The 26484-nt window shown below is 64.3% G+C and carries 31 protein-coding genes and 1 pseudogene; 27 read left to right on the forward strand and 5 right to left on the reverse strand.

The features are described from left to right. The first annotated feature begins 53 nt into the window (after positions 1-53). Genes Q0L48_RS04455 through Q0L48_RS04465 form a run of 3 tightly spaced genes read left to right on the forward strand, consistent with a single transcriptional unit; the run spans position 54 to position 7514 of the window. Positions 54-899 (forward strand): arginyltransferase, encoded by an 846-nt coding sequence (locus Q0L48_RS04455; protein WP_296717741.1) that lies wholly within the window; start codon positions 54-56, stop codon positions 897-899. Continuing rightward, positions 868-3246, forward strand: coding sequence for an autotransporter assembly complex family protein (locus tag Q0L48_RS04460; RefSeq protein ID WP_296717744.1), 2379 nt, complete (start codon positions 868-870; stop codon positions 3244-3246). The genes Q0L48_RS04455 and Q0L48_RS04460 overlap by 32 nt, the downstream gene beginning before the upstream one ends. Then, on the forward strand, positions 3246-7514 hold the full coding sequence (locus Q0L48_RS04465) for a translocation/assembly module TamB domain-containing protein (RefSeq protein WP_296717746.1): 4269 nt from the start codon (positions 3246-3248) through the stop codon (positions 7512-7514). The genes Q0L48_RS04460 and Q0L48_RS04465 overlap by 1 nt, the downstream gene beginning before the upstream one ends. 121 nt (positions 7515-7635) lie before the next feature. On the opposite strand, the gene Q0L48_RS04470 is transcribed toward Q0L48_RS04465, so the two are convergent. The 3 genes from Q0L48_RS04470 to Q0L48_RS04480 all read right to left on the reverse strand — a co-directional run bounded on the left by Q0L48_RS04470 (position 7636) and on the right by Q0L48_RS04480 (position 9889). Next, the gene (locus tag Q0L48_RS04470) at positions 7636-8277 is read right to left on the reverse strand and encodes a lysozyme (RefSeq protein WP_296717748.1); all 642 of its coding nucleotides are present in this window, start codon (positions 8275-8277) and stop codon (positions 7636-7638) included. 600 nt (positions 8278-8877) lie between these two features. Beyond that, positions 8878-9204: a hypothetical protein gene (locus Q0L48_RS04475; RefSeq protein WP_296717751.1), complete on the reverse strand. Its 327-nt coding sequence runs from the start codon at positions 9202-9204 to the stop codon at positions 8878-8880. Position 9205: 1 nt separating this feature from the next. After that, positions 9206-9889 carry a S24 family peptidase gene (locus Q0L48_RS04480; RefSeq protein ID WP_296717753.1) on the reverse strand — a complete coding sequence of 228 codons (684 nt, stop codon included), beginning with the start codon at positions 9887-9889 and terminating at the stop codon, positions 9206-9208. A gap of 85 nt (positions 9890-9974) precedes the next feature. Here Q0L48_RS04480 and Q0L48_RS04485 point away from each other — a divergent pair, with 85 nt between their 5' ends. The 18 genes from Q0L48_RS04485 (at position 9975) to Q0L48_RS04570 (ending at position 19744) form a co-directional block, all read left to right on the forward strand. Continuing rightward, positions 9975-10223 (forward strand): transposase, encoded by a 249-nt coding sequence (locus Q0L48_RS04485; protein ID WP_296717756.1) that lies wholly within the window; start codon positions 9975-9977, stop codon positions 10221-10223. Further along, positions 10220-10645, forward strand: a complete 426-nt coding sequence (locus tag Q0L48_RS04490) for a hypothetical protein (protein WP_296717759.1) — start codon at positions 10220-10222, stop codon at positions 10643-10645. The genes Q0L48_RS04485 and Q0L48_RS04490 overlap by 4 nt, the downstream gene beginning before the upstream one ends. Then, positions 10642-11643, forward strand: a complete 1002-nt coding sequence (locus Q0L48_RS04495; protein WP_296717760.1) for a hypothetical protein — start codon at positions 10642-10644, stop codon at positions 11641-11643. Before Q0L48_RS04490 ends, Q0L48_RS04495 begins: the two co-directional genes overlap by 4 nt. Next, a complete protein-coding gene (locus Q0L48_RS04500) occupies positions 11636-11917 on the forward strand; it encodes a hypothetical protein (protein ID WP_296717763.1) in 282 nt (93 codons plus the stop codon). Before Q0L48_RS04495 ends, Q0L48_RS04500 begins: the two co-directional genes overlap by 8 nt. Then, on the forward strand, positions 11907-12602 hold the full coding sequence (locus Q0L48_RS04505) for a hypothetical protein (protein ID WP_296717765.1): 696 nt from the start codon (positions 11907-11909) through the stop codon (positions 12600-12602). The genes Q0L48_RS04500 and Q0L48_RS04505 overlap by 11 nt, the downstream gene beginning before the upstream one ends. A 209-nt stretch (positions 12603-12811) precedes the next feature. Next, positions 12812-13090 carry a hypothetical protein gene (locus Q0L48_RS04510; RefSeq protein WP_296717766.1) on the forward strand — a complete coding sequence of 93 codons (279 nt, stop codon included), beginning with the start codon at positions 12812-12814 and terminating at the stop codon, positions 13088-13090. Further along, positions 13090-13311, forward strand: coding sequence for a hypothetical protein (locus Q0L48_RS04515; RefSeq protein ID WP_296717769.1), 222 nt, complete (start codon positions 13090-13092; stop codon positions 13309-13311). Before Q0L48_RS04510 ends, Q0L48_RS04515 begins: the two co-directional genes overlap by 1 nt. Further along, the gene (locus tag Q0L48_RS04520; RefSeq protein WP_296717771.1) at positions 13311-13535 is read left to right on the forward strand and encodes a hypothetical protein; all 225 of its coding nucleotides are present in this window, start codon (positions 13311-13313) and stop codon (positions 13533-13535) included. Before Q0L48_RS04515 ends, Q0L48_RS04520 begins: the two co-directional genes overlap by 1 nt. After that, positions 13535-13786: a hypothetical protein gene (locus Q0L48_RS04525; protein ID WP_296717773.1), complete on the forward strand. Its 252-nt coding sequence runs from the start codon at positions 13535-13537 to the stop codon at positions 13784-13786. Before Q0L48_RS04520 ends, Q0L48_RS04525 begins: the two co-directional genes overlap by 1 nt. A gap of 3 nt (positions 13787-13789) precedes the next feature. After that, the gene (locus Q0L48_RS04530; protein WP_296717776.1) at positions 13790-14215 is read left to right on the forward strand and encodes a hypothetical protein; all 426 of its coding nucleotides are present in this window, start codon (positions 13790-13792) and stop codon (positions 14213-14215) included. Next, entirely contained in the window at positions 14212-14490 is a 279-nt protein-coding gene (locus Q0L48_RS04535; RefSeq protein WP_296717778.1) for a hypothetical protein, read from the forward strand. The genes Q0L48_RS04530 and Q0L48_RS04535 overlap by 4 nt, the downstream gene beginning before the upstream one ends. Continuing rightward, positions 14477-14932 carry a hypothetical protein gene (locus Q0L48_RS04540; protein ID WP_296717780.1) on the forward strand — a complete coding sequence of 152 codons (456 nt, stop codon included), beginning with the start codon at positions 14477-14479 and terminating at the stop codon, positions 14930-14932. The genes Q0L48_RS04535 and Q0L48_RS04540 overlap by 14 nt, the downstream gene beginning before the upstream one ends. Further along, on the forward strand, positions 14932-15198 hold the full coding sequence (locus tag Q0L48_RS04545; protein WP_296717781.1) for a hypothetical protein: 267 nt from the start codon (positions 14932-14934) through the stop codon (positions 15196-15198). The genes Q0L48_RS04540 and Q0L48_RS04545 overlap by 1 nt, the downstream gene beginning before the upstream one ends. Before the next feature lie 23 nt (positions 15199-15221). Beyond that, positions 15222-16718, forward strand: a complete 1497-nt coding sequence (locus Q0L48_RS04550) for a hypothetical protein (RefSeq protein ID WP_296717783.1) — start codon at positions 15222-15224, stop codon at positions 16716-16718. Between the two features lie 4 nt (positions 16719-16722). Beyond that, the gene (locus tag Q0L48_RS04555; protein ID WP_296717785.1) at positions 16723-16851 is read left to right on the forward strand and encodes a hypothetical protein; all 129 of its coding nucleotides are present in this window, start codon (positions 16723-16725) and stop codon (positions 16849-16851) included. A 32-nt stretch (positions 16852-16883) separates the two neighbouring features. Then, complete coding sequence (locus Q0L48_RS04560; protein ID WP_296717788.1) at positions 16884-17453, forward strand: host-nuclease inhibitor Gam family protein; 570 nt, start codon at positions 16884-16886, stop codon at positions 17451-17453. Between the two features lie 22 nt (positions 17454-17475). Further along, positions 17476-17997 carry a hypothetical protein gene (locus Q0L48_RS04565; protein ID WP_296717789.1) on the forward strand — a complete coding sequence of 174 codons (522 nt, stop codon included), beginning with the start codon at positions 17476-17478 and terminating at the stop codon, positions 17995-17997. Beyond that, a complete protein-coding gene (locus Q0L48_RS04570; RefSeq protein WP_296717790.1) occupies positions 17990-19744 on the forward strand; it encodes a hypothetical protein in 1755 nt (584 codons plus the stop codon). The genes Q0L48_RS04565 and Q0L48_RS04570 overlap by 8 nt, the downstream gene beginning before the upstream one ends. Before the next feature lie 202 nt (positions 19745-19946). Here the strand turns inward: Q0L48_RS04570 and Q0L48_RS04575 are convergent, their stop codons facing one another. Continuing rightward, on the reverse strand, positions 19947-20105 hold the full coding sequence (locus tag Q0L48_RS04575) for a hypothetical protein (protein WP_296717792.1): 159 nt from the start codon (positions 20103-20105) through the stop codon (positions 19947-19949). Positions 20106-20120: 15 nt separating this feature from the next. Between Q0L48_RS04575 and Q0L48_RS04580 the strand changes: the two genes are divergently transcribed. From Q0L48_RS04580 to Q0L48_RS04605, 6 genes and pseudogenes are all read left to right on the forward strand, one after another. Continuing rightward, entirely contained in the window at positions 20121-20510 is a 390-nt protein-coding gene (locus Q0L48_RS04580; protein WP_296717795.1) for a hypothetical protein, read from the forward strand. A gap of 206 nt (positions 20511-20716) precedes the next feature. Beyond that, positions 20717-21448 (forward strand): annotated as a pseudogene (locus tag Q0L48_RS04585) (DNA adenine methylase); the annotation flags it as partial. A gap of 11 nt (positions 21449-21459) precedes the next feature. Next, on the forward strand, positions 21460-21684 hold the full coding sequence (locus tag Q0L48_RS04590) for a hypothetical protein (RefSeq protein ID WP_296717796.1): 225 nt from the start codon (positions 21460-21462) through the stop codon (positions 21682-21684). Further along, positions 21677-22111, forward strand: coding sequence for a hypothetical protein (locus Q0L48_RS04595; protein ID WP_296717799.1), 435 nt, complete (start codon positions 21677-21679; stop codon positions 22109-22111). Before Q0L48_RS04590 ends, Q0L48_RS04595 begins: the two co-directional genes overlap by 8 nt. A 171-nt stretch (positions 22112-22282) precedes the next feature. Then, on the forward strand, positions 22283-22489 hold the full coding sequence (locus Q0L48_RS04600) for a helix-turn-helix transcriptional regulator (RefSeq protein WP_296717802.1): 207 nt from the start codon (positions 22283-22285) through the stop codon (positions 22487-22489). Further along, positions 22486-23142, forward strand: a complete 657-nt coding sequence (locus tag Q0L48_RS04605) for a hypothetical protein (RefSeq protein WP_296717804.1) — start codon at positions 22486-22488, stop codon at positions 23140-23142. Before Q0L48_RS04600 ends, Q0L48_RS04605 begins: the two co-directional genes overlap by 4 nt. Before the next feature lie 73 nt (positions 23143-23215). On the opposite strand, the gene Q0L48_RS04610 is transcribed toward Q0L48_RS04605, so the two are convergent. Next, positions 23216-26440, reverse strand: a complete 3225-nt coding sequence (locus Q0L48_RS04610; protein WP_296717806.1) for an autotransporter domain-containing protein — start codon at positions 26438-26440, stop codon at positions 23216-23218. Positions 26441-26484 lie beyond the last annotated feature (44 nt).

Here is a 26484-nt window from a genome sequence, read left to right on the forward strand (position 1 = left end):
CTCGGAAGAAGTTACCATTTCATGATTCCCGCCCAAAGGAATGAGCCCCACCCGTGACGGCACCAATCCGCTTTCCAAGGTTTTTCGTAACCAGCCCGGCCCCATGTCCCTATCTGCCGGGGCGGAGCGAGCGGAAGGTGTTCACCGAACTCAAGGGCCCGCATTCCGATCAGTTGAACGAGGCGCTGGGACGCATCGGGTTCCGGCGCAGCCAGACGGTGGCCTATCGCCCGTCCTGCCTCGATTGTCAGGCCTGCGTCTCGGTGCGGGTGGTGGCGAACGAATTCCGCCCTTCGCCCAGCCAGAAGCGCGATCTCAAGCGCAACAGCGATCTGATCGTCTCGGAATGCCGGCCGTGGGCGACGGACGAGCAATTCGAACTGTTGGCGCGCTATCTCGGTCAGCGCCATCCCGATGGCGGCATGGCGGCGATGGATGAACTCGATTACGCCGATATGATCGAACACACGCCGGTTAACAGTGTGGTCACCGAATATCGTGAGCCGGGCATCGGCGGACGTCCCGGCAAGCTGGTGGGCGCCTGCCTGACCGACAGGCAGGGTGACGGGTTATCGATGATCTATTCGTTCTACGAACCCGATCACGAACATCGTGCGGGGCTGGGTAATTTTATTATCCTCGATCATATTCGCCGGGCTGCGGCTGAGGCATTGTCCTATGTCTATCTCGGATATTGGGTCGAAGGCAGTCCGCGCATGCAATACAAGGTCCGTTATCGCCCGCTGGAGCGGCTGACGCGCGAAGGCTGGCAGCGGATGGATCCGGATGAACAGCACCGGCTGATTGCCACGGCGACTGCGCCGCGTCAGCCGCAGGACGCGTCGCTGGCCGGCGCTCGAGGCAAGGATGGTCAGCCCGTCAAGTTTCCGGGTAGCTGAGCCGCGCGATTTTCTGAAACACGGTCTGATCATTGCGGCCGTCTTCGGTCACGCAGCCATCGCGCTTGCGGCGCAGCCTGCCTCGGCGCAGGATAGCGACGCTGGCGCGCGTCCCGACCAGTCCGCAGAGCAGAGCGATCCGGCGCCAGAGGATGCGCCCGCGGACTCGCCGGAGCTTCGCGCGCAGCCGCCGATGGAACTCACGCCGGTTCCGAACTCGCTCGACGAACTGATCCCGCCCGCCGCGCTTGAAGACCCCGCGGCCTGGGCCGTTCAGGGGGTGGCCGATCCGGCCCCTGTTTCACGCGAAACATCCGAAATCCTGCCTGAAACAGGGGATACCGACGCGAGCCTGGCCGAGATGGAAGCGGAATTCCTCCCGCCGCCGCCGCCGGGATTGCAGCCGGCGCTGGACAATGCCTTCGCCGGTTTCGAAATCGAAGTGCCCGAGCCGCTGTCGTCCGATCCCGAAGTGGAAGCGCTGGCGAGCATCGCCGCGCCGGTGCTGGGCGACGTTCCCGCTCTCGAAGACGTCCGGATCAGCGATACGATGGTGCTCGGCTTGCCCGAAGCACCGGAAGCCTTCCCCGAGCAGCGCGAATTCGTGGCCCGGTTCCGCGAACTTTCGAACCTGCGCCAGCTTGACGATGACGACGATACCGTCCCGCAAATCGCCGCGCGTGCCCGTGCGGACGAAGAGCTGCTGTCCGAGATGCTGCGCACCTACGGCTATTATTCCGGCGAGGTCATCCGCCAGCTTTCCGGCGGGCGGCGATCGGGCGAAGGCGCGGACGCCGATAATGGCGATGCGGCCCGCGATCCCAGCGTGCGGTTCGATCTTCTGCCCGGCACGCGCTATACCTTCGGGCGGATCGACCTCGGCGCGCTGTCGCAGCTGCCGCAGCCCGACGCCGGGCGTCTTCGCGATGCCTTCGGGATCGATTCGGGCGACCCGCTTTATGCCGATCGCATCATCGATTCGGAGATCGAGCTGCGCGTTGCGTTGGGCGAGACCGGCTATCCGTTCGCCGAGGTCGAAGAGCCGGAACTACTGATCGATCACGCCCGCGACGAAGGCGATCTGTCGCTGCCGGTGGAACCGGGCGGGAAATATGAATTCGGCGGCGTCGTCAGCAGCGATCCCCGGTTCCTGTCCAGCCGCCATCTGGCCCGCATCGCCCGCTTCGAACCGGGCGATGTCTATCAGCAAAGCCTCGAGACCGATCTGCGCCGTGCGGTCCTCGCCACCGGCCTGGTCTCCAGCGTTGCCGTTACCCCGCGCGAAGTCGAGCCGCCGACCGATGGCGAACCGGGCGAAGTCGTGCTCGACGTCGAGCTGGAACGCGCGCCGGTGCGCACCATTGCCGGCGCGATCGGTTACGGCACCGAGGACGGCTTCAAGGTCGAGGGACGCTGGGAACACCGCAACCTGTTCCCGCCCGAAGGCGCGCTGCGGCTGCGCGGCATTCTCGGCACGCGCGAGGCGCTGGCGAGCATCGGTGTCCGCCGCAACAATTTCCGTGGACGCGATCAGGTGCTGACCGCCGATCTTTACGCCAGCGACATCACCACGCTGGCGGTGGATTCGCGCGGCTTCGGCCTGCGGGCCACCTTCGAAAAGGTTTCGAACCTGCTGTTCCAGAAGCCGATCAGCTGGCAGATCGGCGGCGAGCTGCTCTACACCGATGAACGCAACCGCCTGCTGCGCACCGCGCCGGGGCTGTCGCAGGCACGCCGCGCATTTCTGATCGGCGGCGTGTTCGGCAGCGTCACGATCGACGAGAGCGACGATCTGCTCGATCCCACCAGCGGCTACCGCGCCACGCTGTTCCTCGCGCCGGAAGTGTCGAGATCGCAGGGGACCGAGACCTTCTATCTGCGTTCGCAAGCGGATGCGGCCTATTACAAGTCAGTCGGCTCGACCGTGCTGGCCGGGCGCATGCGGGTGGCGACGATTCAGGGTGCGGAGGCTGACGATATCGCGCCGTCGCGGCGGCTGTACTCCGGCGGCGGCGGGTCGGTGCGCGGCTACGGCTTCCAGGGCGTCGGCCCGCGCGACATTGCCGGCAACCCCACCGGCGGGGCATCGCTGGTCGAATTCTCCCTCGAAGCGCGGATCGAAACGCCGCTGTTCGATGGCGCGGTGGAGGTGGTGCCGTTCATCGACGCGGGATCGGTCAACCGCGGATCGACGCCCGACTTCGACGAGATCCGCTACGGCGCAGGGATCGGCATTCGTTACAAGACGGGCTTCGGGCCGATCCGCGTCGACGTGGCGACGCCGCTCAATCCCGGCCCGTTCGATAGCCCGGTGGTCGTCTATGTCAGTCTGGGTCAGGCGTTCTGATGAGCGAGCCTGACGCGATCCCGCTCGAGCCCGAAGCCGCCACCGACAGCGCGCCCGAGCGTCGCAAGCGCCGCTGGGCCAAGCGGCTGGGCTGGGCGCTGGCGTTGCTTGCCGCGCCGATCCTGCTGGTGGCGGGGTTCCTCAGCACACCCATCGGCAAGCGGTTCGTCGCCGATCAGATCGCGGACGTGGCCCCGGCATCGGGCCTGCGTTTCAGTGTCGGGCGGATCGAGGGCGACATCTACCGCACGGCATTGCTGCGCGATGTGCGGGTGAGCGATCCGGAAGGCGTGTTCCTCACCATCCCCGAAGTCGAACTCGACTGGCGGCCGCTCAGCTGGCTGTGGAGCGGGCTGGACATCCGCGAGGTAACCGCGCGGCGCGGACGTTTGATGCGGTTGCCCGAACTGCTGCCCGGCGATCCCGATGCGCCGCTGCTGCCCGATTTCGATATCCGGGTCGACCGGCTGGAGATCGATGATCTGGTGCTGGCGCCGGGTGTTGCGACAGATGAGGCAGAGCGGGTCGACGCGCTCGCCGAGGTTGATATCCGCGAAGGGCGGGTGCTGGTCGACGCCACGGCGCAACTGGGCGCGCGCGACCGGATCGCGCTGCTGCTGGATGCCGAACCGGACGGCGACCGGTTCGATCTGGAGGCCGATTACCGTGCCCCTGCCGACGGGGTGCTGGCCGGGCTGGCCGGTTTCGAGGATGGCTATGTCGCGCGCATCGCCGGGGACGGAACATGGCAGCGCTGGCGCGGAACGGCGGTCGCCCGGCGCTTGCCTACCGGCGAGGACGTGGGAGATGCCGGCGCCGAAGCGCCGCCGCCGGTCGCGGCGTTCCAGATCAGCAATGATGCTGGCACATACGGCGTGCTGGGTCAGGTGCGCCCGCCGCTGACGGGTGACGATCTGATCGCCCGCGCGGTCGGCGAGCGGGTGTCGCTCGCCGCCAGCTTTACGCTCGAAGACAGCGTGGTCGAGGGCCGCACGGCGCTTGTCACCACCGCGCTCGACCTGCGGGCTGGGGGCGTGGTCGATCTTGCGGGCAATGTCGTCGAAGGCGCGCGCACCAGTTTGGTGCTGCGCGATCCGGTGTTGCTGGGCGAAGATGTGCGGCTGGAGAATGCGCGCCTCGCGGCCGATCTTGCGGGCGGGTTCCGCGATCTTGCGATCGATCACCGCCTCTCGGTCGGACGGCTGGTTGCCAGCGGGGTCGAGGCACGCGGCCTCGTTCAGGAAGGGCTGGCGCGGTTCGACGGCACGGACCTTATTATGCCGCTGGCTCTCACTGCCGAGCGGGTGACGACCGGCATTCCCCAAGCCGATCCGCGCCTCGTGAACGGGCGGGTGACCGGCGAGCTGGTCTACGATTTCGAACGCCAGCGGCTCACCGCCGATGCGGCGCGCATCCTGTTCCCGGGGCTGGAAGCGACGCTGGCGCTGCGCGGCGATATCCCCGCCGGCGCCTATGCATTGGCCGGCCCGGTCACGGCACGCGGGCTTGAGGTCGAAGGCGCGGGCGAGGTGACCGCCAACGCCAAGATCCTCGCCAAATTCGGCCCGTCGATCCCGTGGAGCCTGCGCGCCAATCTTGCCGGTGTGCTGTCCGAAGTCAGCAACGACACCATCGTCGAACTGGCAGGGCAGCAGGTCCGGTTCGACGGCGCGCTGAGCGTGGGGGCAAGCGAGCCGCTGGTGCTGCGTGACGTCGCGATCGACAGTCCCCGGCTGACCGCCCGGCTCGACAGCAAGATCGCGCCCGGCAGCGGAGGTGCGCGTACCACGCTGACAGGCAGCGGACAACAGGAGCGGTTCGGCCCCTTCACCATCGATGCCGAGCTTACCAACGATGGCCCGCGCGCGGTGCTGGTGCTGGCCAGCCCCTATCCGGCTGCCGGGCTGGAGGATGTCCGCATCGCGCTCGCCCCGAGTGACGAGGGCTTCGCAGTCGACGTTGCGGGTGGTTCGCTGCTCGGCCCGTTCGAAGGCACGCTCGGCATCATTCTGCCGGAGACCGGGCCGACCCGGATCGCGATCAGGGAGCTGGAGGTCTATCGTACCAACGTCACCGGCGGGCTGGTGCTGGGCGACGCGGGGATTTCGGGCGACCTCGCACTGGCGGGCGGCGGGTTGGACGGGACGCTGTCCTTCCGCCCGCAGAGCGGCGATGCTATCGGTTTCGCGGTCGATATCACCGCGCGCAACGCGGCGTTCGGCGGCGACGTTCCGATCAGCATCAACCGCGCCACCATCGCCGCGACCGGCCGCATCGCCGAGGGTGACACCCGCATCGATGCCGATATCAGCGGGGCGGGGCTGGCCTATGGCGGGCTATACCTCGCCAGCTTCTCCGCCGATGCCGACATCCTCAACGGACGCGGCAATGTCACCGGAGCGATCGCCGGGCGGCGGGCGGACCGGTTCGCGCTCCGCTTCGATGCCGATGTCGCGCCCGAACGGATCGCGGCGGTGGCGCGCGGGCAGTATGGCGGAGCGGACATCACCATGCCGCGCCGCGCCGTGCTCACTGCTCAGGACGGCGGCGGCTGGCGGCTGGCGCAGACGCAGATCGGCTTCGGCGGCGGCTATGCCATTCTCGAAGGTGCGTTCGGCGGCGCGGAGACCGCGCTCGAGGTCAAGCTGGCCGAGATGCCGCTGCGCCTGCTCGACATCGCGGGCGCCGAACTCGGTCTGGGCGGCCAGCTTTCAGGCATCATCGATTACCGCCAGGTCGGCAGCGCCGCGCCGACTGCCAGAGCGCGGGTGCGGATCGACCGCTTCAGCCGCGCCGGGCTGGTGCTCTCGTCCAAGCCCGTCGGCGTGCTCGGCGTGATCGACCTCAACGCCGACCGGCTGACCGCAGCCGGACGCCTGCTGGAGAGCGGCGAGCGGATCGGCGACATTGCGCTGCGCATCACCAACCTTCCGCCCGGACAAGGCCTCGCCGACCGGCTCCTCAACGGCCGCCTTCGCGGCAGGCTGATGTACGAGGGCGCGGCCGAGAGCCTGTGGCGGCTGGCCGCGGTCGAAGCATTCGATCTCACCGGACCGATCACAGTCGCCGCGCGCGCCACCGGCTCCTTGGCCAACCCACGTATCGACGGCACGCTGGCGACCGACGATCTGACGGTCTCCAGCGGGCTGACCGGCACCCGCATCACCAACGTCACTGGCCGCGGACGCTTCGCCGGGTCGCGGCTGGAACTGGCCCGCTTTACCGGCGTAACGCCTGGCGGCGGCACAGTCACCGGCAGCGGCACCATCGACCTTTCCGGGATGAGCGCCGCACGCGGACCCGGCATCGATCTGCGCGCTGCAGTCACGAATGCGCGGTTGCTCGATGCCAATGGCCTGCAGGCAACCATCACCGGCCCCTTGCGCATCGTGTCCGACGGCCTCGGCGGCACCATTGCCGGGCGGGTGAGAATCGACCGCGCGCGCTGGGCACTCGGCGTCGCCGCCGAGGACTTCGCCCTGCCGCAGATCGCGACCCGCGAGATCAACGGCGAGAACGGCAGTGCGCGCGAGCAGGTGTCGGGCCGCGATGCCGCATGGCGTTACCTCGTCAATGCCTCCGCCCCCAGCCGCGTCGCGGTCGAAGGGATGGGGCTGGAAAGCGAATGGGGCATCGACATCGCCCTTCGCGGCACAGTCGACGATCCCCGCATCGGCGGCACCGCGCGGCTGGTGCGCGGCGATTACACCTTTGCCGGTACCCGGTTCGAACTCACCCGCGGGCGCATCCAGTTCGACGAGAACGAACCGATCGACCCGCGGCTCGATATCCTTGCCGAAACCGCGCGCAGCGGCATCAATGTCGATATCGCGATCACCGGCAACGCGCAGTCACCTTCGATCGCGTTCTCGTCCGACCCCAATCTGCCAGAGGAGGAGATCCTCGCCCAGTTGCTGTTCGGCGGATCGGTCACTTCGCTTTCGGCGACCGACGCGCTGCAATTGGCGGCGGCGCTGGCATCCCTGCGCGGCGGCGGAGGCGGGCTGGATCCGATCGGCGAACTGCGCCGGTCGATCGGGCTGGACCAGCTGCGGATCGTGGGCGCGGACCCGCTGATCGGGCGCGGCACCGGGATCGCGCTGGGCAAGAACATCACCCGCCGCATCTATGTCGAACTGGTGACCGACGGGCAGGGCTACAGCGCAACCCAAGTCGAATACCGCATAACCAGCTGGCTGGCGCTGCTGGGCACGGTATCGACCATCGGGCGCGACAGCGTTCTCGTCGAAGTCAGCCGGGATTATTAGGCGGCTGCGAAGCTCCGAGTCTGCCGGTATGTGAGGCAAGCGGCGGGTCTGCCGCTGCAAGCGCGACCGCGCGCCGCAGCGCCGCAGGCGCGAGGATTTGGCAAACCGGATCGCGTGCGTGTCAAGAACAATACATCTCCGCTTCCGCCGCGCGGCGGCGCACCAGACCTTTCAGCACGCGGCCTCCGGCGCGGTTCCAGCGGGCGAATTCGCGCGCGGCGCCTTCGGTATCTCCGGCGCGGTGCTTGGCGGTCAATGTCGCGCGGGCGATTGCGCCGGTGTTGTAGTGGAAGCTCACCAGCGCATCGAATTGCGGCTGGGTGGTCGGCGCATCGCCGAGCGCGCGGACAACATCGGCGGCATAGCGCACCAGATCATCCGCCAGCCGCGCATCGCAGGCCCCTTGCGTCCACACCGTGCCGGGGCCGATCCGTCCGCCTTGGACATGATCGCGCCCGGTTGCGCCCCAGCCGCTCGTCCACGGCTCGGCCCCGGTGCCGGGATCGGGATAGGCCTCCACCAGCCCATCGGGCCGCAGCCGCGCGCAGCCTTCGAACCGCTTGATCAGCGCAATTCCCGCTTCGCTGACCGCGCGCGGAGCGGGCGTGTAGGAGACACATGAGACACTGTCCTGAACAGGAAAAGCCGCCGCCGCAGTGGCCGCTTCGATGCGGTTGTCGGCGGCGCGGTGCTCGGCAGGGTTCGGCTTCGCGATCAGCCGGTTGATGAAGGCAAGCAGGGCAGCGGAGGATCGATTGGACATGGCAGACACCTCGAAACGGAAGACACAGGCAAACGAGGCGCAGGGATTAGGCACAACCGGGCCGAGTAGGAAAACAGGAAAGTGGTTTCGCACCGTTCCTGTAAAGAGCTCTTGACTGACAAGAGCTCTTTACAGTAAAGAACTCTTGTCAGTGTTAGGTGACAAGAGTTTCTGGAGTGTCGCCGAGCGGGATTATGCGGGATTTCCCGGGCTTCCGCGAGTGGGAAGTGGCGGTTTTCTGCGGGGTTGCGGAGAAGGCCTCTAAAAATTGGCGTTTTCGTTCTGTGTCTAGAGTCATGGTTGATTTAGACGATGATCTGCCAAGACCGGCTGGAGTGGGCCATTCTGATGAAGTCAGCCCCTTAGAGCTTCTCAGGCGCGGAAATCCGCCATTTGTGGGTGTATAAGAAGCATCTTAAGGCCGCCTCAGTGGCCTTTGAAAGGCTTGTGAACCGGGACAGAACTGGGACATTTCAGATAACGATAGTCTGGAAGGGGGCTGCTCGCCATGTGATGCGCAGAAATCCTTGCGTTTAGGTGCTGAACGATCCGCCGGTGACGGGCAACGTGATCAGATTGAAGTGGGCAAGTTTTTCGTGATTAGGAGCCTCTGATGCCAAGCACCATTGCTTGCGCGTCGGCGTGCGCTTGAGCTGCGGCTGATGGGCCGCATCGATTGCTAAGCTCGTAGAGAGTGCGGCCCGCTTGATCGACCTCGACATCCGCTTTCTGCTGCATCATTTGCCGCAATTCCGAGGAGCTGGCGGCAGTCGAAATATGCTGGTCTGCAAGCAGGCCAATGGCGAAGGCGCGGTAGTCCTGCTTAAGGTTGCTGCAGACGCGCCATTCGTTGGCGAAGTAGCCACCGGTGCCGATCGCCAGGGCACCCGCTATGCCGGCCGCGATCATTCCTGCCTTGCCTGCCATTTCAGAGCCTCCTCACGACTGCGATGACGCGGCCTATCACATGGAGCTCGCCATCGACAGCTGTCTGGGGTCGGACCAGGTGATTGTCGCTGTGAAGCTCGACTGTGCCATCCGGCCTGTGGCGCAGTCGCTTTATCATGCCGATCTCGCCATGCGTGACGGCCCAGATCCCGTCATCCATGCGCGGCGTGTCTTGCGAGCGGTCGATCAGGATCACCTCTCCGCTTCGAATAGTCGGTTCCATGCTGTCGCCGTCGCCGATGGCCCAAAACAGGTGCCTGGGTGCGGTGCTGGTGATCGAGCGCAGCCATTCGCGCGAGAATGGCCGACGCTCGACCTCGACCGGCCCGTCCGCGAAAGTCCCTCCCATGCCATAGCGAAGGTCGATCTGTTCAAGCTCGACGGTGTCGGTGTCGGAGGTGCGTGGCGGCATCATATGATCAGGATGGTTGAAAGTAAGGCGAGTCTCGTTGGCGCCAAGCTTCGGCCAGCCAGAAAAACTGGGATAGGCCGCCTGCAGTTTCTCGAGCGTGCTCTGGCTGAGGCGGGTCTGAGCCGTACCATTGAAATGCCGATTAATGGTTGACGCTGCCAACTTGGCTGCCCGCGCCACCTCAGCGGGGGTTTTGGCCGAATACCGGACCAACGCGCGGATGAGCGCTGCATCATTTTCAAGCCCGTCCATGGAGCAGCGATAGCGCTCTCCGGTTAGCAATCTAAATTGCATTATTGATATTGCAGAATGGCATTATAACTAATAATGCTAACCCATGGATCAGCAAACAGTCATTCAGGACATCGCGAAACGGGCGAAAGCCTCGCGCATCTCGATTGCGGAGCTCTGCCGCCGCGCCGGGATACATCCAGTCACCTTCCACAACTGGAAGAAGACCGATCGGAACCCGGAACCGCCGGGCGCGAACCTGCATTCGATCGGGGCGCTTTATCGCGAGCTCGACAAGATCGATGCCGAGGACACCAAGCGGCTTTCGCGCCGCGGCAAGGCGGTGGCGGCATGAGCGCCATTCTTGCTGAGGGCCTGCAGGATGTCGGCTTTGCCGATCGCGGCGTGATCCCTCTGGTGCTGCGCCGCATCGCGCTGCGCGCAGCCACATCGCGCACTCGCGTATCAGTCGAGGCACTTCTCGACCTCCTGAATCAGCAGCGCGAGCCGCTGTCCGGCGATCGGGCGCCCCTGCGCAAGAAGGGCCTCGGCCTGCCCGTCAGCTATGATGAGTGTGGCTTTGAGCGCTGTGCGATCAGCGCTGCCGAGCGCGACGCACTGCGCGAGGACGAGCTGCTGCAAGGCGTAAAGCTGGTCGCGCAGCTGCTCGATCGCATTGATGTCGGAATTCGGCATGGGCTGTTCTCCTGTGTTGGCGATCAGGAGGCTACCGCGCCGGATGAGGGCGCGCATCGTCTATGTGGGGGTGCGAAATGAACGCTGCCCCGCTGCTCGCCAGCTCGCAGCTGCTGGAGCTTTCGCCGAACGATATCTCGATCCCCGAGCGGATCGGTTTCCTGCATGAGGACAAAGCCGCGGCGCTCGGTCGCCTGATGGCGGTCGATGGCCAGCGCGATCCGATCAAGGTGGCACGCAATCTGCCGAGCAAGACGGTCGAGGCCTGCGTCGCCGAGGGCAAAAAGCCTTGGCGGCTCGTCACCGGCATGCACCGTCTGATGGGTGCCACGTATGAGGGTATTACGGTCTTCGGGCTCGAGGTGAAGGGTAAGCCCGAAGACCTCGCGGATCTGGAGGCGTCCGAAAATAGGCACCGTCGCCCGCTTGGGTTGATCGAACGCGCCAAGTTCACCGCTGCGTTGGTGACAGCAGCGCAAGAGCGGATCGCCCGCGCGCACGGAAATCTTGACCAGTATCAGCGCGGCGCGAAGGCCCGTTGGGACCGTGTGAGGCACCTCGAAGAGACGGCTGAGTCGGTACTTAGGGACGAGACCGAGGATGCTTGTGCCACGATGGCACAAGCATATGGATGGGAAGAATCGGTCGGCGAAGCACTCGATATGTCGCGGCGCACAATACATCGAGATTTGGCGCTTTCCCGTCTCGTCATTGAGCCGTTTCCCGACCTTGCTGAGGCGCTGGCGAAACATCCGGTAGCAGGTAACAACGGCAAACAGCTCAAAGACCTAGCAGAGCTTAAGGATGAGGGCGTACGCCGCCGCGTGATTGAGGCACTGCTGGCCGATCCCGAGATCGGCGTCGAGGATGCCAAGATTGCGGCGGGCGTGGACGGCTTCAAGCCGCTGGCGACCCCGGTGGCGCACCAGAAGTACATCAACGCCGTGGTCGGCAATATGGGGCGTCTGTCTCCCAGCCAGATCAAGCAGCACTTGCCGGAAATCGTCCGCGCGCTTGGAACGCCCGATGCAAAGCGCCGCATGCGAGACCTCCTGAACGAGGAGTTGGGAGATGCCTGACCGGCGCAGGATCACTGACGTTACGGGCCTCGCGCAGGTGCATGTAAATTATCGCGATGCGCTGCGTCCGATAGTTCGCGAACCGCTGCGCTTCGATATCATCTGGAGCGACTTGATCGTTGACGCTCTCTCTCTTGTGACTGCGGACGAAATAGAGGCTGCGCTCCTTAGGGCTGGGAAGCAACCAGCGGTCGCCGGTCATGTTTCAAATGTACTGGCGCTCTTCGAGCTTACCGCAGATCCGACCGAGGAGGGCCTCGACGATGCGCGGTGAAATCTCATCAGGCAAGCATTCGAAGCGCCACCCGCTCGACTGGTATGTCGACGAGTTCTGGTGCGCGGACCAATTGGCGCTTGCGCTGGGCAATCTCGAGCTCGAACGCGAGGAAGGCCTTGCAGTCTGGGATCCATGCTGCGGCATGGGCAACACGCTGCTTGCGGCGCACGATCGCGGTCTGGTCACCTATGGCTCCGACCTCGTCGAGAACGTCGCCTATGCCAATTTCGGCTCGGGCTCGCCGATGATTTTCCAGCCCGGCGATTTCCTCGAGACGACTGTAGCGCCAGCGCCCTGCAGCATCATCTTCAACCCGCCTTACAGCTATGTAAAGGGCATCGCAGAGGCGTTTGCGCGACATGCGCTGACCCTCTCGTCGCGCCGGGTGTGCATCCTGATGCCGAGCAAGTGGCTCGCCAGTCAGGCGCGGTACCAGCTGTTCACCGATCACCCGCCGCAGGCGGTGCTGCACCTGTGCCAGCGGCCCTCGATGCCGCCGGGCGACATGATCGCGGCGATGGGCAACCGCGCATTCAGCGGCGGGATGACCGATTACTGCTGGATCGTGTGGGACGTGAAGCGCCCGACCGCGCCTGGCCAGACGCGAACCATCTGGCTGCCACCGCTCCACCGCAATTCCGAAATCCTTTCACTCGAGGAGGCGCTCAATGTCAGCGCGTAAGAAGCTTTGCATCTGGTTGCTTTCAGCAGCTGCTGGGTGGGCCATCCTGATCGGAACCGGCCGCGCTCTGTCCGCCAGCGCGCGATATGTCTGGGGGACGCTGTAATGGAGCGCCTCGACTTCGTTCAAATCCTGCTGGCGCTGGCCATGACGATCATCATCGCACCGGGCGTGATCTGGTGGGCGCTGATCCTGTGGGAGTTGGCGCAATGATCACGATTCCCGCCCGCCAGCAGGATGCCCTGCGGTTCATCACCGGCTATCTCAAAGCCAAGGGCTATGGCCCCAGCTATCGCGAGATCGGTGCTGGCATCGGCGTGCGAAGCAAGCATTCGGTCGCGCGCCTCATCGTTGAGCTTGAAAAGGGTGGGCACCTGTGCCGGCTGCCGGGCCGCGAACGTTCAATCCGTGTTCTGACGCACCTTCCAGTCCCGCGCGCGCCCGATGGCGAGCCGCTGCACTTTGTGCGGATCGGAGTGCCGGTCTGATGGCGCTTTATCCCATTGAACGCGCGGTGCTCGATCGGCACGATGGCGGCGAAAGCGTAGACCAGATCGTTCGAGCGACGGGTTTCCGGCGCTCGACCGTGCAGAACATCGTCCACCGGTTCGCCGTCAATCTTCGGCAGGACGCGAAGCGGGAGAATGATCTGCGCGAGCAGACGGCTCGCCTGGGTAATCTCGTCCTCGCTGCGGGAGGGCACCGCTGATGTCCCGCCTTACCCCCGGAGAGCAGGCGGTAATGAGCCGCTTTGAGCTTGGCTATTCGGCGAGCGATATCGCCTGCGATCTCGATATTTCGACCGCCCGGGCGGCGGCGATCATCTCAACCTACGACGACAACCCGGCGCATGATCGCCACCGCGAGGCGCTGATCAAGCGTGGCTCGCAGCGGCTCCTCGCGCGCCTTCGCAAAGCAGGAGGACACCGCTGATGCCGCGTTTTGCCAGCCATGCCGAGTACTGCCGCCACCACCGCAAGGTGTTCGAGCTCGCGCTCGAGCTCGGCGTCACGCCGATCGAGGCCGAAGCGCGGATGAAGGCCGTCGAAGCGCGCGAGAAGCACCGCGCGAAGATCGCGCAGCGCGGTCGGATGCAATCGGCCCTGCCGCCGCTGAGCCTGCGCGCCGAGGATCACCCGGGCGACTTCAAGCGCTGGGATGCGCCATGGATGGTGAGGGACTGAGCGATGGTCGCCTATTCATTCGCCCCTCAATTTATCGAGCCGATCGTGGCGCGCACCAAAAGGCAGACGGTTCGCGCCGAACGCCGTCGCCATGCGCGTGAGGGCGAGGCGATCCAGCTCTATACTGCAATGCGCACCAAGCAGTGCCGCAAACTCATTGAGCCGGACCCCGTCTGCATCGGTGTCCATCCGATAACAATTGCCATCGACGCGCAGGCCGAGCAGCTGATCACCAGCATGACGGTGGGGCATATCACCCTCAGCGACGTTGGTATCGAACGGTTTGCCGAGCGCGATGGGTTCGCGACGCTTGCCTCAGGCTTTGCCCGTCGCCGGATGGGTGCTTTCTGGCTGAAAGCCCACGCTGAGCCGGGTGCTCGCTGGCTCGAATTTGAGGGCGTCGTGATCCGCTGGGGTTGGCCAGAGTGAGCGACCTCTACATCACTCGCCATGCCATCAGTCGCTATCGCGAGCGCGTCGCTGACGTACCGCCTGCAGCGATCTGGCGCGCGCTCGATTGCCCGGCTGTCCGCATCGCGATCCAGCTGGGCGCGCGATACGTCCGGCTCTCGGGCGGCCAGCGCGCTGTTCTGCAAGAGAACCGCGTCATCACCATCCTGCCGCGCGATCATCACGCCAACCTGCTGCGCCGTGATCGTGACGCTGAATATGACAGCAACGGGGAGGCCAATGCCCAAGGCTAAGGCCCATCCCGGTCAGCTCGGCTTCGACTTCGCGGCTCCCGCGCCTTCCAAGGGTGTGGCGGAGCTAGCGGGGCTCGAGCGGCAAATTAATGCGCTCGTCGGCACCGTGCTGGCCAGCGACGGCCGCCCGCGCGAAGTGATCGCGGCCGAGATGAGCGTGCTGCTCGACGACACTGTCAGCCGCTCGATGCTCGATGCCTATTCCAGTCCTGCGCGCACCGAACACAAGGTTCCCGCATCACGCCTGTTTGCGCTGCTGGTGGTGACCGATCGGCAGGATCTGCTCGATCCGATCATGCGCAAGCTCGGCGCCGCGCTGCTGGTCGGCGAGGAAGTGAAGACCGCCCGCCTCGGCCACCTGCAGCAGCTGATCCGGGCTGCGCAGGACGAGATGAAGACCCTCAAGAACGATGCGCCGCAAATCCGGGAAGGCAACGAATAATGGCCACCAGCGCCCAAGACCTGATCCCGATGGAAGACGCCGCATGGTTCACCGCGTCGGAACTGGAGGATCTCGGCCTGCCCGGCCTGCCCGGTGATAAACGCTCGATCAACCGGCGCGCGCAGGCCGAACGTTGGGCCTCGCGCGTCGGGCCCGATATCCGATTCTGCGGGCAGGTCGTTATCGCCTGCGCTACTGGATCAAGACCACCGGCTTCACAGGTGACGGAACTCGCTTCGTTTTTCGTTCTAGTGCCGGAGGAATAGTTTCCACCCCAGCGGGCACCGTCTTGAGAGGGCAGGGCCTCGATTGGGCTGAAATCGACACTTACCTTACACTGCCGACCGCCTTGGCAGATGCAGCGCCGGGCTTCGATATTCTTGGCACCGATGGCGGCACACAGCCCCGCATCTACGGCATGTCGCTTGTGTACGACCCCACCGGGGACATCACCATCGATGGTAGCGGTGTGCTTTCCGGCATCGGTACCAGCAACATCGTGGTCGATAACCGGCAGGTTCCCATCGGCGCGAACGCAGTCGTCAACAGCGAGTTCACACGGGGCAAGTTCGGGTGGCGGTGGCGTGGCGGCGGTTTCGAGAGCGAATGGGGAGTCAACCTCCCTACATGGTTCGGTCAACGCAACGTCATCTGGGCGCGCATACCCGGCACGGTTGCCATTGGCGTTTCAGCCGACCTTTCGCCCGATGCTCTTTGGGGCGGTGGCAGCCTCGCCAATGCCCCGCTGTTCGCCATGCCTGTCGCGCCAGGGGACAGGCTCATTGCCAGCGTCCTTGCGGCAGAGCACCGCTGCACATTCCAGCTTTATATCCTGATCTTCGATGGTGCCGGGTCGCTTATCGGCGCTCCAGTTGTCGGCAACGGCACCCCGCTCGGTGCTGCCAATGGCGACCCAGCCAACTTCACACGTCTCTCTGTCTTTCAAAATTCTGCCCCTGCCAATTCGCGCTGGGCCATCCCCATGATTCGCCTGCTCGGAACCGGCGGAACCGACCCCTACATCTTCTTCACCGAGCCGATGTTGTCGAAGGTCGCGCAGGGACAGACGGTGGTCCCACCTTACGTCCCCGGCAGGGCTGACCCAAACGCAGACGTGACCGCCACGGCGCAGCGCAGCATCGTCCCGCAATTCCCGGTCATTGAGATCAAGCAGGGCGAGGCCGGCAGTGTCGGCAACGGCAACCGCACCGTGACCCATGTTGCCAAGCGAGCCTTGGAAACGCTGACAGGTGGGACTTGGGATGAAGTTTCCCAGAATGTCGGAACAGGGACGGTCGGCATCAATGCCAGCACCGGCTTGGCGACGATCGCCAACATCAGCATCTCTGGCGCATACGTCATCAAATACATCCACACAGACGGCATCGAAACCGAACACCCCGTCAATGTCCTCTATGTCCCCGCGCCGCCTGCCGCTGGTGCGTCGGTGCAGACTGTCGGTTTCCAGCAGATCATCACCAAGGCGCTCGAAAACGGCTCAGGCGTCTTCCTCAACGCTCAGCTCGCCCGATTGGCTGGCGGCAACAGCGGGACGATCACTTGCCGCATCGAACGGCGGGAACTTGGCGTCGGAACGTGGACAACCGCATTCGACGGGCCCGGTTCGTTCATCAGCGCCAGTGAGCCTGGCTCAGACTTCGCCAGCGGCACATTCGTCAACACGACCGGATCGAAGCGCGTCTTCGAATTCCGGATGACCGAGGTTCGCTCGCCCGGAACGGCGGGCGGCGCACAAGTAGCATCCCAAACTTTTCTGGAAGGATAAGACCATGAAGAACCTGATCGTAATCGCCGCCCTCGTTGCCCTCTCGGCCTGCGAGCCTGCCAGCGAACCGCGCCCCGAGCCGACGCTCGTGCCGATCGAGAACGAATGCCCTGAAGGCGAAGTCTGCCCCTGATCCGTCGCCGCGAGCTGAGCAGGAGAGACATTATGGCAAGACGCAAGAAGACCAGCATTATCGCCCCATCAGACGCCGCTGAGGCGGCGCTGATGATCTGCGAATACGTCCAGCTCGATCGGGACCAGGCGCTCGAGAAGCTCGCGGCCGAGGATGCGATCGACCGGATCAAGGCGCAGCGCGACAACCGGCTGCGGCAGCTGGAGGCGCAGGCCGCCGATCTGTTCGCTGGCGTGAAGGCCTGGTGGGAAGCCGGCGGGAAAGACGAGCTCGCCAAGGGCAAGCGCTCGGCCGAGGTCGGCGGCGCGAAGATCGGCATCCGCCTTACCCCGGCGGCGGTCAAGCTGGTGCGCGGCGTGAAGGCCGATGCGGTTGTCAGCTGGCTGAAGGGCATGCGCTGGTCCCGCGCGAAGGACTTTCTGCGGACCAAGACCGAACTCGACAAGCAGGCGGTGATCAAGGCGGTGCAGGCGGATGAGGCGATTGCCACTCGTTTCGCCAAGCACCTGACTGTCCGGCAGGTCGACGAATTCTTCATCGACACCGGCCTCGACGAGGACGCGCTTCGCAAGGAAGCGGCCGCCTCGAGCCCGGCCATCTGACCCACTTCGAAAGGAAACGACCATGGTGTCAATTCGCCATAATCCACCCGCTCCCGGCACCGGACTGCTGGCGCGGTCGGCATACAACGCGGATCACGATGTGCCCGTCGCTACGCAGGCCGAGGCTGAAGCGGGTACGGCGACCGACAAGCTCATGACCCCGCAGCGGACGGCGCAGGCAATCGCTGTCCTCGGGGCAAGCGGCACACCGGGCGCAGATGGAGCAGACGGTGCCGATGGCTTGTCGGCATACGAGGTTGCGGTTGCGGCGGGCTTTGTCGGGAATGAGGCTGCTTGGCTGGCCTCTCTTGTAGGCGAGCAAGGGCCGCAGGGGGAGCCGGGTGCTGATGGTGCGGACGGGGCACAAGGCATACAGGGCATACAGGGCATCCAGGGCGAACCCGGTGCGGATGGCGCAGATGGAGCGCCCGGTGCAGACGGTGCTGATGGCCAAAGCGTAACGATCACCACGTTCACCGATGAAGCTCTGTTCAACGCTGCCACACCCGGCGCGCTCGAATTGCTGGTGCTGACCGATGCCTAAGCTGAACCTGCGCGCGGCCCTCCGTATCAAAGCCGCATCTGGCGAGGTGCTGGCGCTCAAGGGTACGGGGTTCTCATGGACGCGCCCATCGCTGGCGCGCGTCGTCTTCTCAGAACTCGGTGACAGCCTCGTGCCGTCGAGAGGCACCGAGAATCTTGATGCCAACCGTGTGCTGGGAACCAATCCGCTCCCAACCAACGCTGCGCAGTTCGTAAATAACAACTTCGCTGGGGTCGGATTCCCGTTCGAGCAAATTGTCGAATCCGCAGGGCCGATCTGGCATCCTGATGGTGCCGATGGGGTCGGTCGAATCTCACCCAACGAGCGTATGCTGATTGACTATCAGGCTCTGGCTGGCGGCAAAGTCGGAGTCATTCCGCTTGCTACTGGCGGCTCGTCGCTTCAGGTGGGCTGGAACGTCGACACCGGGAGTATACTTGCCGCCCGCACGGCCTCGCACAACCTCGCGATGAGTCGGTTTGAGACATTCGATGGAGTCGCACCTATCGTCGGCGCGGTCGGAATCTCTTTGGGGTCAAACGACAACCAGCCAAAGAGCGTTGTCAAAGCTTGGATGGTCGACCTCGTTGCGCACGTCCGCGCCAACTTTAACGGTGTAGGGCCTACTACCCCAATCATCCTCTCCGGGCCTGCCAAGGGCGGTTTGGGTGGCGGCCCTGATTACCGCGCGGCCTACGAAGAGATTGCGGCTGAGACTCCGTATGTGTTCGTGGAGCATCCAGTTTGGCCGACTGCCGACCCTGAAAACCTGCATCCCACGCTTGCCGAGAACAACATTTGGGGCGCTGCTAAGGCTGTGATGGCGTTTAGTGGCCAAGCGACTCCAACTTGGAATACGCAGGTGGCTCAAGGCTCCTTCCCCGGCGAGCAGATTTCGATTCCACTCTCGCACTCAGGTCTGTTCGACGCGAGCAAATACGGTTTCGCCGTCATCACGGGTGGGGCCAATGCAGCCGAGTTCGAGGTTGCCGGGACTTGGCCGAATCAGGTGCTTCGCTGGGCCGGTAACGGAACTGGCCCAGTCGCCGGTAACTACGAAGTCGAGGTGTCCATTCGACTCAGTAACCAGTCGGTGGTAGCACCTCGAACATTCCAGCACGCAGTTGTGACTCGCTCGACTGTTATCTCGGCTGCTCATTCCCAGACCAACTTCAAGGCATCGAGTGGTTTCGCCACCGACACAGTCACAGGCGTGGTTCTCAAGCCGGGGCTGAACATCATTTCGATGCTTGCCGGAAGTGGCACTCCCAGAGCCGGGATTGCTTTGACCATCGCAGGTAACGCGGCCACGCTGCTGCACACTGCATCGACGGGGAACCACTTTGCGACGTTCGGCTTCGAGTCGGCCATCGAAACCACGGTCGACTTGGTGTTCACTTGGACAACGGGCACCATAAGCAACTTGGTATACTCGACGAGCGTAGTGGCTGGAGTTCAGGCCACACCTGCCTCGACCGAGGCCAAGGGTTGGGGAAGTGCTTCGGCGCATTCGACTCCATCACAAACCCTGCCAGTGGGCGGCCTGATCTTCGCGCAGTTTATCGGAAACTCCAACGCCTCCGACCCGTCTCCCGGTGCGGGCTGCACTCTGCGTGGTTTCCAGCGGGCTGGTTCTGGACATTACGGCGCGGCGTTGACTCGCGACTCAACCGGGGTGTCTACTCTCAACGTCTCCCCCGGCGCGTTCGGCGCGCTGGTCAGCTTTGCGCTTAATCCGCTGGCCTAATGCGATTCGTCCCATCACCCTTGCCCCCCAACTCGCAGCTGGTGCGGGTGTGCGATGGCGACGGGCCTGAATATTCTCGGCTGATCGTCGTCACGGTGGAAGGTGACTGCCTGTTCTTGCAGGGCTGGCTCGGATTCCCGTTAACGGTGGAGCAGTGGAGAGCCGGGGCAGCAGAGCATTTCAAGGATGCCAAGCGCGTTCTCTACTGGCGGTTCAGGAACGGTAAGTTCGTGTTGGTGGAGTTGATGCTGTGAGCAATCTCGCCCGGCTGATCCTCTCCCGCGCCAAGCACCAATGCGATCTTTGCGCCCTGAGCCTGTTTCTCAACGTCCTGCAATTCGGCCTGATCATGGCCTTGCATTTGAAGGGATAGCTGATGCTGTTCGATCCTGAGCTTTTCGACCCGCCGCTTTTCGAAACGGAGGGCGCAGTAACCATCGCGCCAGATCCGATCTTCACCGTGACCCGCACCGATGCCGGCACGCCCTTCACCTTCACCGCCCCGATCAAGGATCCCGACAGTATCGAGCTGCACGGCATGGACTGGTCGGGCTGGCTGCAGGAGGGTGATACAATCACTGCGCGGGAAGTGTTCGCGGACATCGAGGGTGTCACGATCGATCAGGTGGCCGACGCTGGCGGCATTGTGTCCTGGCGCATTCAGGGCGGCGAGGTCGGGCAAGACTACATAATCACCTGCCGTATTACGTCGAGCAGTGGATTGCTCGACGATCGGAGCGTGCGCGTCCCCGTTCGGCCGCGATAAGAATTCCCGCCCTTGTGAAAACGGGGGTGGCCGGGGCGTTGGACGCGCCCCGAACCGCGAGAGGGGGCTCTCGCACCTTGGGCCGTCATGACCGGCCCGTCGGCTCCCCCGGCCGCAAGCGGCGGAGCAGCGTTAGGTGCAGAACCATGAAAGAAGAATTGACGCCAGTTCGCCCTGTCTAGCCGGTAGCCCCATGGCTCGGCGGTAAGCGCATCCTCGCCCGCCGGATCGGCGAGCGGATCACCGCCACTCCCCACACCCGCTATGTCGAGCCCTTCGTGGGCATGGGAGGCGTCTTCTTCCGCCGATCGGCGCGGCCGAAGCTGGAGGTGATCAACGACGTGAATCGCGATGTCGTTACCCTCTTCCGGATCCTGCAGCGGCACTACCAGCAGATGCTCGATGTGCTGAAGTTCCAGCTCTACAGCCGCGCCGATTTCGAGCGGCTGCGCGCCACTCCGGCCGACCAGCTGACCGACCTCGAGCGGGCAGCACGATTCCTCTACCTGCAGAAGACCGGCTTCGGTGGGATGGCGCGCACGTTCGGCATCGACTTCTCACGGCCGCGCTGGAGCCTCAGCAAGCTGGAGCCGATGCTCGAGGCGGTTCACGAGCGGCTCGAGGACGTGCTGATTGAGTGTCTCGACTTCGGCACCTGCATCGAGCGGTACGACAGCCGGCCTGGGACGCTGTTCTATTGCGACCCGCCCTACTGGGGGCATACGGACGACTATGGGAAGGACATCTTCTCACCGGATGATTTTGAGCGTCTGAGAGACCTCTTAGGCGGTCTTCAGGGGCGCTTTATATTGTCGATCAACGACCGCCCGGAAGTGCGCGAGCTATTCGCCGGCTTCGATATGGAGGAGGTTTCCCTCAACTATCAGGTCAGCGGGAAGGTGACTCCGGCACGGGAGCTGATAATCTCGGGGCCATGAAGGAGAAGCTGATGACCAACACTTATGAGACGCTCGTTGCCGAAATTGTGACCTTGCTCGGTGAGAACAGGGCGGTGACCGTGTGCACCGCCACGGGAAAGATCAAGCTCGCCCACGCCTTCGTGCATGACCATGATCCCAACCTTCTGACGGGGACCACCGCAAATGAGCGAGGAGTCCTGATCCATGGGTCGGCAATCTCAGCGGTGCTTATTGACGAGAACGACGATGATTGAGGCGACGGAGGGAGCCGTGGGCTCGGATCGTAGGGGGAATGACATCTACGACCGCAGCCTGTGGCCAACGCCTGAATCAAACCCGATCGTGATCCTGCTGAAGCGGGGAGACGACTGGTACTCGAACAAGGAGATCGTCGCTGCGCTCGGCTTGAGCCCCAATCGAGCTCTGCTGAGCAATTCCGCGGCTCGGTTCTCGCGGGAGATATTGCCAGAGGACACTGCGGTGGCAGGAAGGCGGGGGCTTGTGGGTACGAGCCGGATCAGCGCGGCGCACGGTGGATCGGAAAGGCTCTTCAGCCGTCGGGGGCTGGTGTTGGCTGCGATGAGGACTGACACCGTCAATGCAGCCGCCTTCAGGGACTGGTTGGCATCGGAGGCAGCGGACATTGCATTCGTGCCCCAGCTGTCCCGCGCGGCCGGCTAAGGCGCTCCTGAGACCCTATTCAAGCCGCTTCGAGTGCTCCAATTACTCTTGTCAAATGTGCAGAAGCTCTTGTCCCGCTACAGTCAGGTTCGAATCGCCGTCCACCGGGCGCAGAGGCCCGGCCGGACGAACGGATACAGCGAACCTAAACCGGAACTGCAGGGCACGAATTTGGAAAACCGCCTCAAACATTTCCGTGAAAGCCACGGCTGGAGTCAGGGCGAACTTGCCCGGCGGCTCGGCGTTTCGCGGCAGACCATCAATGCGGTGGAAACCGACAAGTATGATCCCTCGCTGCCGCTGGCGCTGCGCATGGCGCGGTTGTTCGGCGTGTCTGTGCCGGAATTATTCATCGATCACTGGGAGCCTGAAGCATGACAACCGACGATCAATCTCCCCGCGAATTCCCCTGGCTGCGCAAGGTGGTGATCCCCGCGTCGGTCGGCGCTGTGGCGGGTTTCGTGGCCGTTTTCGGCTTGATGCGCTTTATCGATAGTGACGCGGTCGGCGGGCTGAACGCCTCGGCCATGATCGCGGCTACGGTCGGCATGTTGTACTGCGTGATCGCGGGCGGGATGCTGGTCGGCACGAGCAATCCCCGGCTGGGCGCGCGGTTCCTGAATGTCGAGGATGCCGACGAACTGCAGGAACAGAAACGCGTGCTTGTCACGTCGAGCGGGGCCATGGCGCTGTGGGGCGTGGCGTTGGTCGTGCTGGCGTTGGCTGCACCCGATGGGCCGATACCCCAAGGGGTCGCGCTGATCGTGGGGGCGGGCGGGTTGCTGACCGGCACGGCGCTGTCCTATCTGACCTACCGATACTGCGACGAGCTGATGCTGGCGATCAATCTGGAAGCTGGAGCGATCACATACGGGCTGGTGCTGGTGGTGGTCGGCATGTGGGCGCTGCTGGCGCATCTCGGCTTTGCTGCCGCGCCGCAGCCGCTCGATCTGCTGACCTCGTTCTATGTGCTGGTGCTGTTGGCGAGCTTCATCGCCGCCGGGCGGCGCGGGATGTTGACCATCCGCTGACCACGCCAGCTACCACACGCAAAGGGGGTGCCTGCACACCGCAGACGCCCCCTTGCTGTGTCGCCGCGTCCGATCAGAAGCGATAGGTTGCCGATGCGCGCCACACGCGGGCATTGGCACTGTCGCGGCCGATGGTGGTGTCGAAACCCGCTCCCAGTTGCAGCGGACCATTACCGAAATTGGCCGACACGCCCAGTTCGACCCATGTGTGGTCGGCCCCGTCCAGTACGAAGTTCGCATTCGGGCCTACCCCTTGCGCGAAGTTTGCCGCCAGCAGCTGCGGCCCGTCCTCGAACTCCCACACCATCTGCGCATTGGCGTTGATCTGCACGGCCTCGCCTTGCTTTTCGTAGTCGAAGCCGAACCGCGCCTGCGTGCTGGTGAACTTTTCACGCTCCACCGCCAGCGCGGCGATGCCCCCATCCTCGCGCACCAGACCGAGATCGACGCTAGCATAGCGCGCTTCGATCCCCGGCGAGACTGTGCCGATCCCCGTGTCGAGGTCGTACGACAGGCCGGCCGCGCCCGATACCAGCAGATCGTCCGACGATGAGGTGAGGTCCTGCGGGGTGCCGAGGACATCCACCCGCCGCCGTGTATCGAAGCCCATGCTGCCCATCGCCAGTTGGCCATCGACCACCGGGCCATCGGTGAACTTGTGGCGCATGTAGAGCGAGGCGGCGTAGGTCTCGCTGTCGACCTGCTGACCGAGCGGTGCGTCGGCTTCGAGCGAGTTGAAGTACCCGGCAAGGCCCAGCATGGTGTTTGCGCCCGGATAGAACTCGACCCCGCCCGAGACATACAGCCCCGAAACATCGGTATCGGCGCGGAAGCCGGGCAGCGAATCGACCTCGCCGGTAACAAGGCCGCCAGCCAGAAAGATCGACATGCTTTCGGGCAGGTTGGCGTCGCGCAGTTCGGTTTCGCCGCTCTGCAACGCCATCGCCCCCGCGCCGACCGGCTGGCCGAAGGGCGAGAGGCCCGCCTGCACCACATCGAGCGGCGAACCGGTCACCGCGATCTTGCCGCCGGCCTTGCTGCGATCGGCTTCGCGCATCCGCGCATCGTTGACATTCTGCAGCAGGTTGATGGTCTGCCCCGCCATCGAACGCACCGCCTGTTCATTCACCGGCGCAAGATTGCGGAAGGTGGCGCGGATGGTGTCGGTTTCTGCAAAGTCGAGCGCGTAGAGACCCGCTACCGCCGCGTTCGGGCGGTTCTGGTCGAACAATTGGGCATAGGCCGACTGGACCGGATCGTTCTGATCGATCACCGTCCGGTAACTCGCTGCCTCGATGGCCATCAGCACCGCGGTTTCCTGATAGGTGAAGGATTGGCTGAGGATCGCCGAGATCGTGACCGGATCGAAGCTTCCCGATACCCCGCCGTCCGCAGTGAGGATGGTGTATTGGCGGCTCTGCCCGTTGACCTGCGACAGCAGCCCGCCGCCGAGCAGCACGCGGCCGCCGACATTGGCGAGTCCGGTGACGGCTAGGCTGTCTGATGCGCCGCTGGAGGCGATGTCCACCAGGAACGAACTGCCCGAAGCCATCACCAGATTGCCGTCGATCGTCAGCGTGCCGGTGGTGCCCATCGTGCCAGGCGAAATCGCGCCCGCAACGCTGGTGACGAAGGGCGCAGCGATGGTTCCGGTGCCGCCGAGCATTCCGGCAAACAGCGTGTAATCGCCCGCCGAAGTCAGCGCGCCGTTCACGGTCGCGCTGCCGCCGAACTGGCTGATGTCGATCAGCGAGGTAAGATCGCCCGTCGCCCCGATGGTCAGGCCCGCGCTGCCGCGCATGGTCAGCCGGTCGATGGTGATGTCGCTGCCCAGCGTCGTCATGCCGGCTTCGCCGAGGGTCACGTCGAAATAGCGCGGATCGACGTTCACTGCGGCATCGGCGCTGATGACGGGATCGATATTGTCGGGCACGAACCCGGTCGCACCCGGCAGGCCGTTCGCCAGCGTGGGAGCGGGCAAGGTGGGGGTCAGGCTGTCGGCATTGGTGATGTTGCCCGAAGCTGCCGGGGTCGGCGTGGACGTGCTGTCGAATACCTCGCCGGTCGCGGTGTCGGTGCACACATTGGTGGGGTCAAGCTCGACGCAGATCTGCCCGAAATCCCCGTCGCGGCCGTTGAGAGCGAGTTCGGGGGTGGTCGGCAGGCCGTTGACCACCTGACCATCGGCATCAATCACGCGGTACATCGGGTCGAGCTGCGTCACCCAGTGATCCGGATCCTCCCAATTGCCGTCACCGGCGACCGCACCGACATAGCGATAGGGATTGGTCTCCGCGATATACTGCCAATACAGCGACAGCGGCTGATAGAAGCTGGTCGAACCGATCGCGCTGAACGGGCCGAGCAAGCGCGAGCCGCCCGAAAGTACCCCGATCACGAGGTCTTCGGACGAAATGGTGTTGTTGGCCGCGCCAAGAATCAGCGGTCCGCCCGAATCCCCGCCCGCAGTCGTGCCCTCGTTCGACAAGGCATCGTCGCGCGCAATGTTGATGTCGGCGCCCGGCACGCGGTCCTGCGAATCGAAGTCCAGCACATAGAGGTTCTGCGGCAGGGAATCCCCCGCCGGGCCGAACAGGAAATTGTCCTGATCGTCGAGCGAATAGAACCCGCCGAGCAGGTTCTCGGCCGCGCGGCGGCGGAAATCGATCCCCTCGACCGCGCCCTCGAAGGCGTTGCCGGTGCCGCCGTAACCGACGATGTCCACCTGATAATCGGTGCCGCGCACCGGATCGATCGCCTCGGGCGCGGGCAGGGTGCTGAACAATAGCGCCCATGTGGGAATGCCGGCGGCAGGGGTATCGAGACTGGCGAGTGCGATATCCGCCTCGATGAAGCCGCCCGCCTGCGGGTTCTGCAGCGAGCGCTGATCGTAGAAAATGCGGTTGATGTTGAACGCCGAAAGCGCCGTGTTGGTGCGGTTGTTGGCGAACCAGTCGACCACACCGTCGAACGCATCGACATTGAACGACACGACGGCGCGGATTTGCTCGCCGTCATAGGCGGTGTCGGGAACGTCGTTCACGCAGTGCGCTGCGAACAAAACAGTGCGCGGGTTGATCAGCGTGCCGGTGCAGATGCCGATGCCGCCCTCACCGGGCACATTCGTGACGATCATGCCGACACCGCGAAAAACATCGTCATTGTCGACGATGTCTTCGGACGTGTTGTCTTCATTGGGAACGATGGCGAGCGCCGGGGTTGCGGTGGCGGCAGCGGCGAGAGCAAGCACAGCGGAGCCGGCCCGCAGGCTGCGGCGCCGGGTTTCGGTGATGTTCATAGCGACCTCTTTTTTTGTGTCTGATCATGCGAACACGATCGGAT

It is taken from the genome of Erythrobacter sp., assembly GCF_024305245.1.
Taxonomy (GTDB): domain Bacteria; phylum Pseudomonadota; class Alphaproteobacteria; order Sphingomonadales; family Sphingomonadaceae; genus Erythrobacter.

Coding starts and splice junctions, on each gene's coding strand:
- Q0L48_RS04580 (WP_296717795.1), top strand. CDS start 20,121: ATGCTGTTCGATCCTGAGCTTTTCGACCCGCCGCTTTTCGAAACGGAG.
- Q0L48_RS04525 (WP_296717773.1), top strand. CDS start 13,535: ATGCCGCGTTTTGCCAGCCATGCCGAGTACTGCCGCCACCACCGCAAG.
- Q0L48_RS04470 (WP_296717748.1), bottom strand. CDS start 8,277: ATGTCCAATCGATCCTCCGCTGCCCTGCTTGCCTTCATCAACCGGCTG.
- Q0L48_RS04565 (WP_296717789.1), top strand. CDS start 17,476: ATGGTGTCAATTCGCCATAATCCACCCGCTCCCGGCACCGGACTGCTG.
- Q0L48_RS04540 (WP_296717780.1), top strand. CDS start 14,477: ATGCCCAAGGCTAAGGCCCATCCCGGTCAGCTCGGCTTCGACTTCGCG.
- Q0L48_RS04595 (WP_296717799.1), top strand. CDS start 21,677: ATGATTGAGGCGACGGAGGGAGCCGTGGGCTCGGATCGTAGGGGGAAT.
- Q0L48_RS04495 (WP_296717760.1), top strand. CDS start 10,642: ATGAACGCTGCCCCGCTGCTCGCCAGCTCGCAGCTGCTGGAGCTTTCG.
- Q0L48_RS04545 (WP_296717781.1), top strand. CDS start 14,932: ATGGCCACCAGCGCCCAAGACCTGATCCCGATGGAAGACGCCGCATGG.
- Q0L48_RS04465 (WP_296717746.1), top strand. CDS start 3,246: ATGAGCGAGCCTGACGCGATCCCGCTCGAGCCCGAAGCCGCCACCGAC.
- Q0L48_RS04560 (WP_296717788.1), top strand. CDS start 16,884: ATGGCAAGACGCAAGAAGACCAGCATTATCGCCCCATCAGACGCCGCT.
- Q0L48_RS04485 (WP_296717756.1), top strand. CDS start 9,975: ATGGATCAGCAAACAGTCATTCAGGACATCGCGAAACGGGCGAAAGCC.
- Q0L48_RS04570 (WP_296717790.1), top strand. CDS start 17,990: ATGCCTAAGCTGAACCTGCGCGCGGCCCTCCGTATCAAAGCCGCATCT.
- Q0L48_RS04515 (WP_296717769.1), top strand. CDS start 13,090: ATGGCGCTTTATCCCATTGAACGCGCGGTGCTCGATCGGCACGATGGC.
- Q0L48_RS04590 (WP_296717796.1), top strand. CDS start 21,460: ATGACCAACACTTATGAGACGCTCGTTGCCGAAATTGTGACCTTGCTC.
- Q0L48_RS04475 (WP_296717751.1), bottom strand. CDS start 9,204: ATGGCAGGCAAGGCAGGAATGATCGCGGCCGGCATAGCGGGTGCCCTG.
- Q0L48_RS04460 (WP_296717744.1), top strand. CDS start 868: ATGGTCAGCCCGTCAAGTTTCCGGGTAGCTGAGCCGCGCGATTTTCTG.
- Q0L48_RS04575 (WP_296717792.1), bottom strand. CDS start 20,105: ATGCAAGGCCATGATCAGGCCGAATTGCAGGACGTTGAGAAACAGGCT.
- Q0L48_RS04510 (WP_296717766.1), top strand. CDS start 12,812: ATGATCACGATTCCCGCCCGCCAGCAGGATGCCCTGCGGTTCATCACC.
- Q0L48_RS04505 (WP_296717765.1), top strand. CDS start 11,907: ATGCGCGGTGAAATCTCATCAGGCAAGCATTCGAAGCGCCACCCGCTC.
- Q0L48_RS04480 (WP_296717753.1), bottom strand. CDS start 9,889: ATGGACGGGCTTGAAAATGATGCAGCGCTCATCCGCGCGTTGGTCCGG.
- Q0L48_RS04610 (WP_296717806.1), bottom strand. CDS start 26,440: ATGAACATCACCGAAACCCGGCGCCGCAGCCTGCGGGCCGGCTCCGCT.
- Q0L48_RS04555 (WP_296717785.1), top strand. CDS start 16,723: ATGAAGAACCTGATCGTAATCGCCGCCCTCGTTGCCCTCTCGGCCTGC.
- Q0L48_RS04520 (WP_296717771.1), top strand. CDS start 13,311: ATGTCCCGCCTTACCCCCGGAGAGCAGGCGGTAATGAGCCGCTTTGAG.
- Q0L48_RS04605 (WP_296717804.1), top strand. CDS start 22,486: ATGACAACCGACGATCAATCTCCCCGCGAATTCCCCTGGCTGCGCAAG.
- Q0L48_RS04530 (WP_296717776.1), top strand. CDS start 13,790: ATGGTCGCCTATTCATTCGCCCCTCAATTTATCGAGCCGATCGTGGCG.
- Q0L48_RS04490 (WP_296717759.1), top strand. CDS start 10,220: ATGAGCGCCATTCTTGCTGAGGGCCTGCAGGATGTCGGCTTTGCCGAT.
- Q0L48_RS04500 (WP_296717763.1), top strand. CDS start 11,636: ATGCCTGACCGGCGCAGGATCACTGACGTTACGGGCCTCGCGCAGGTG.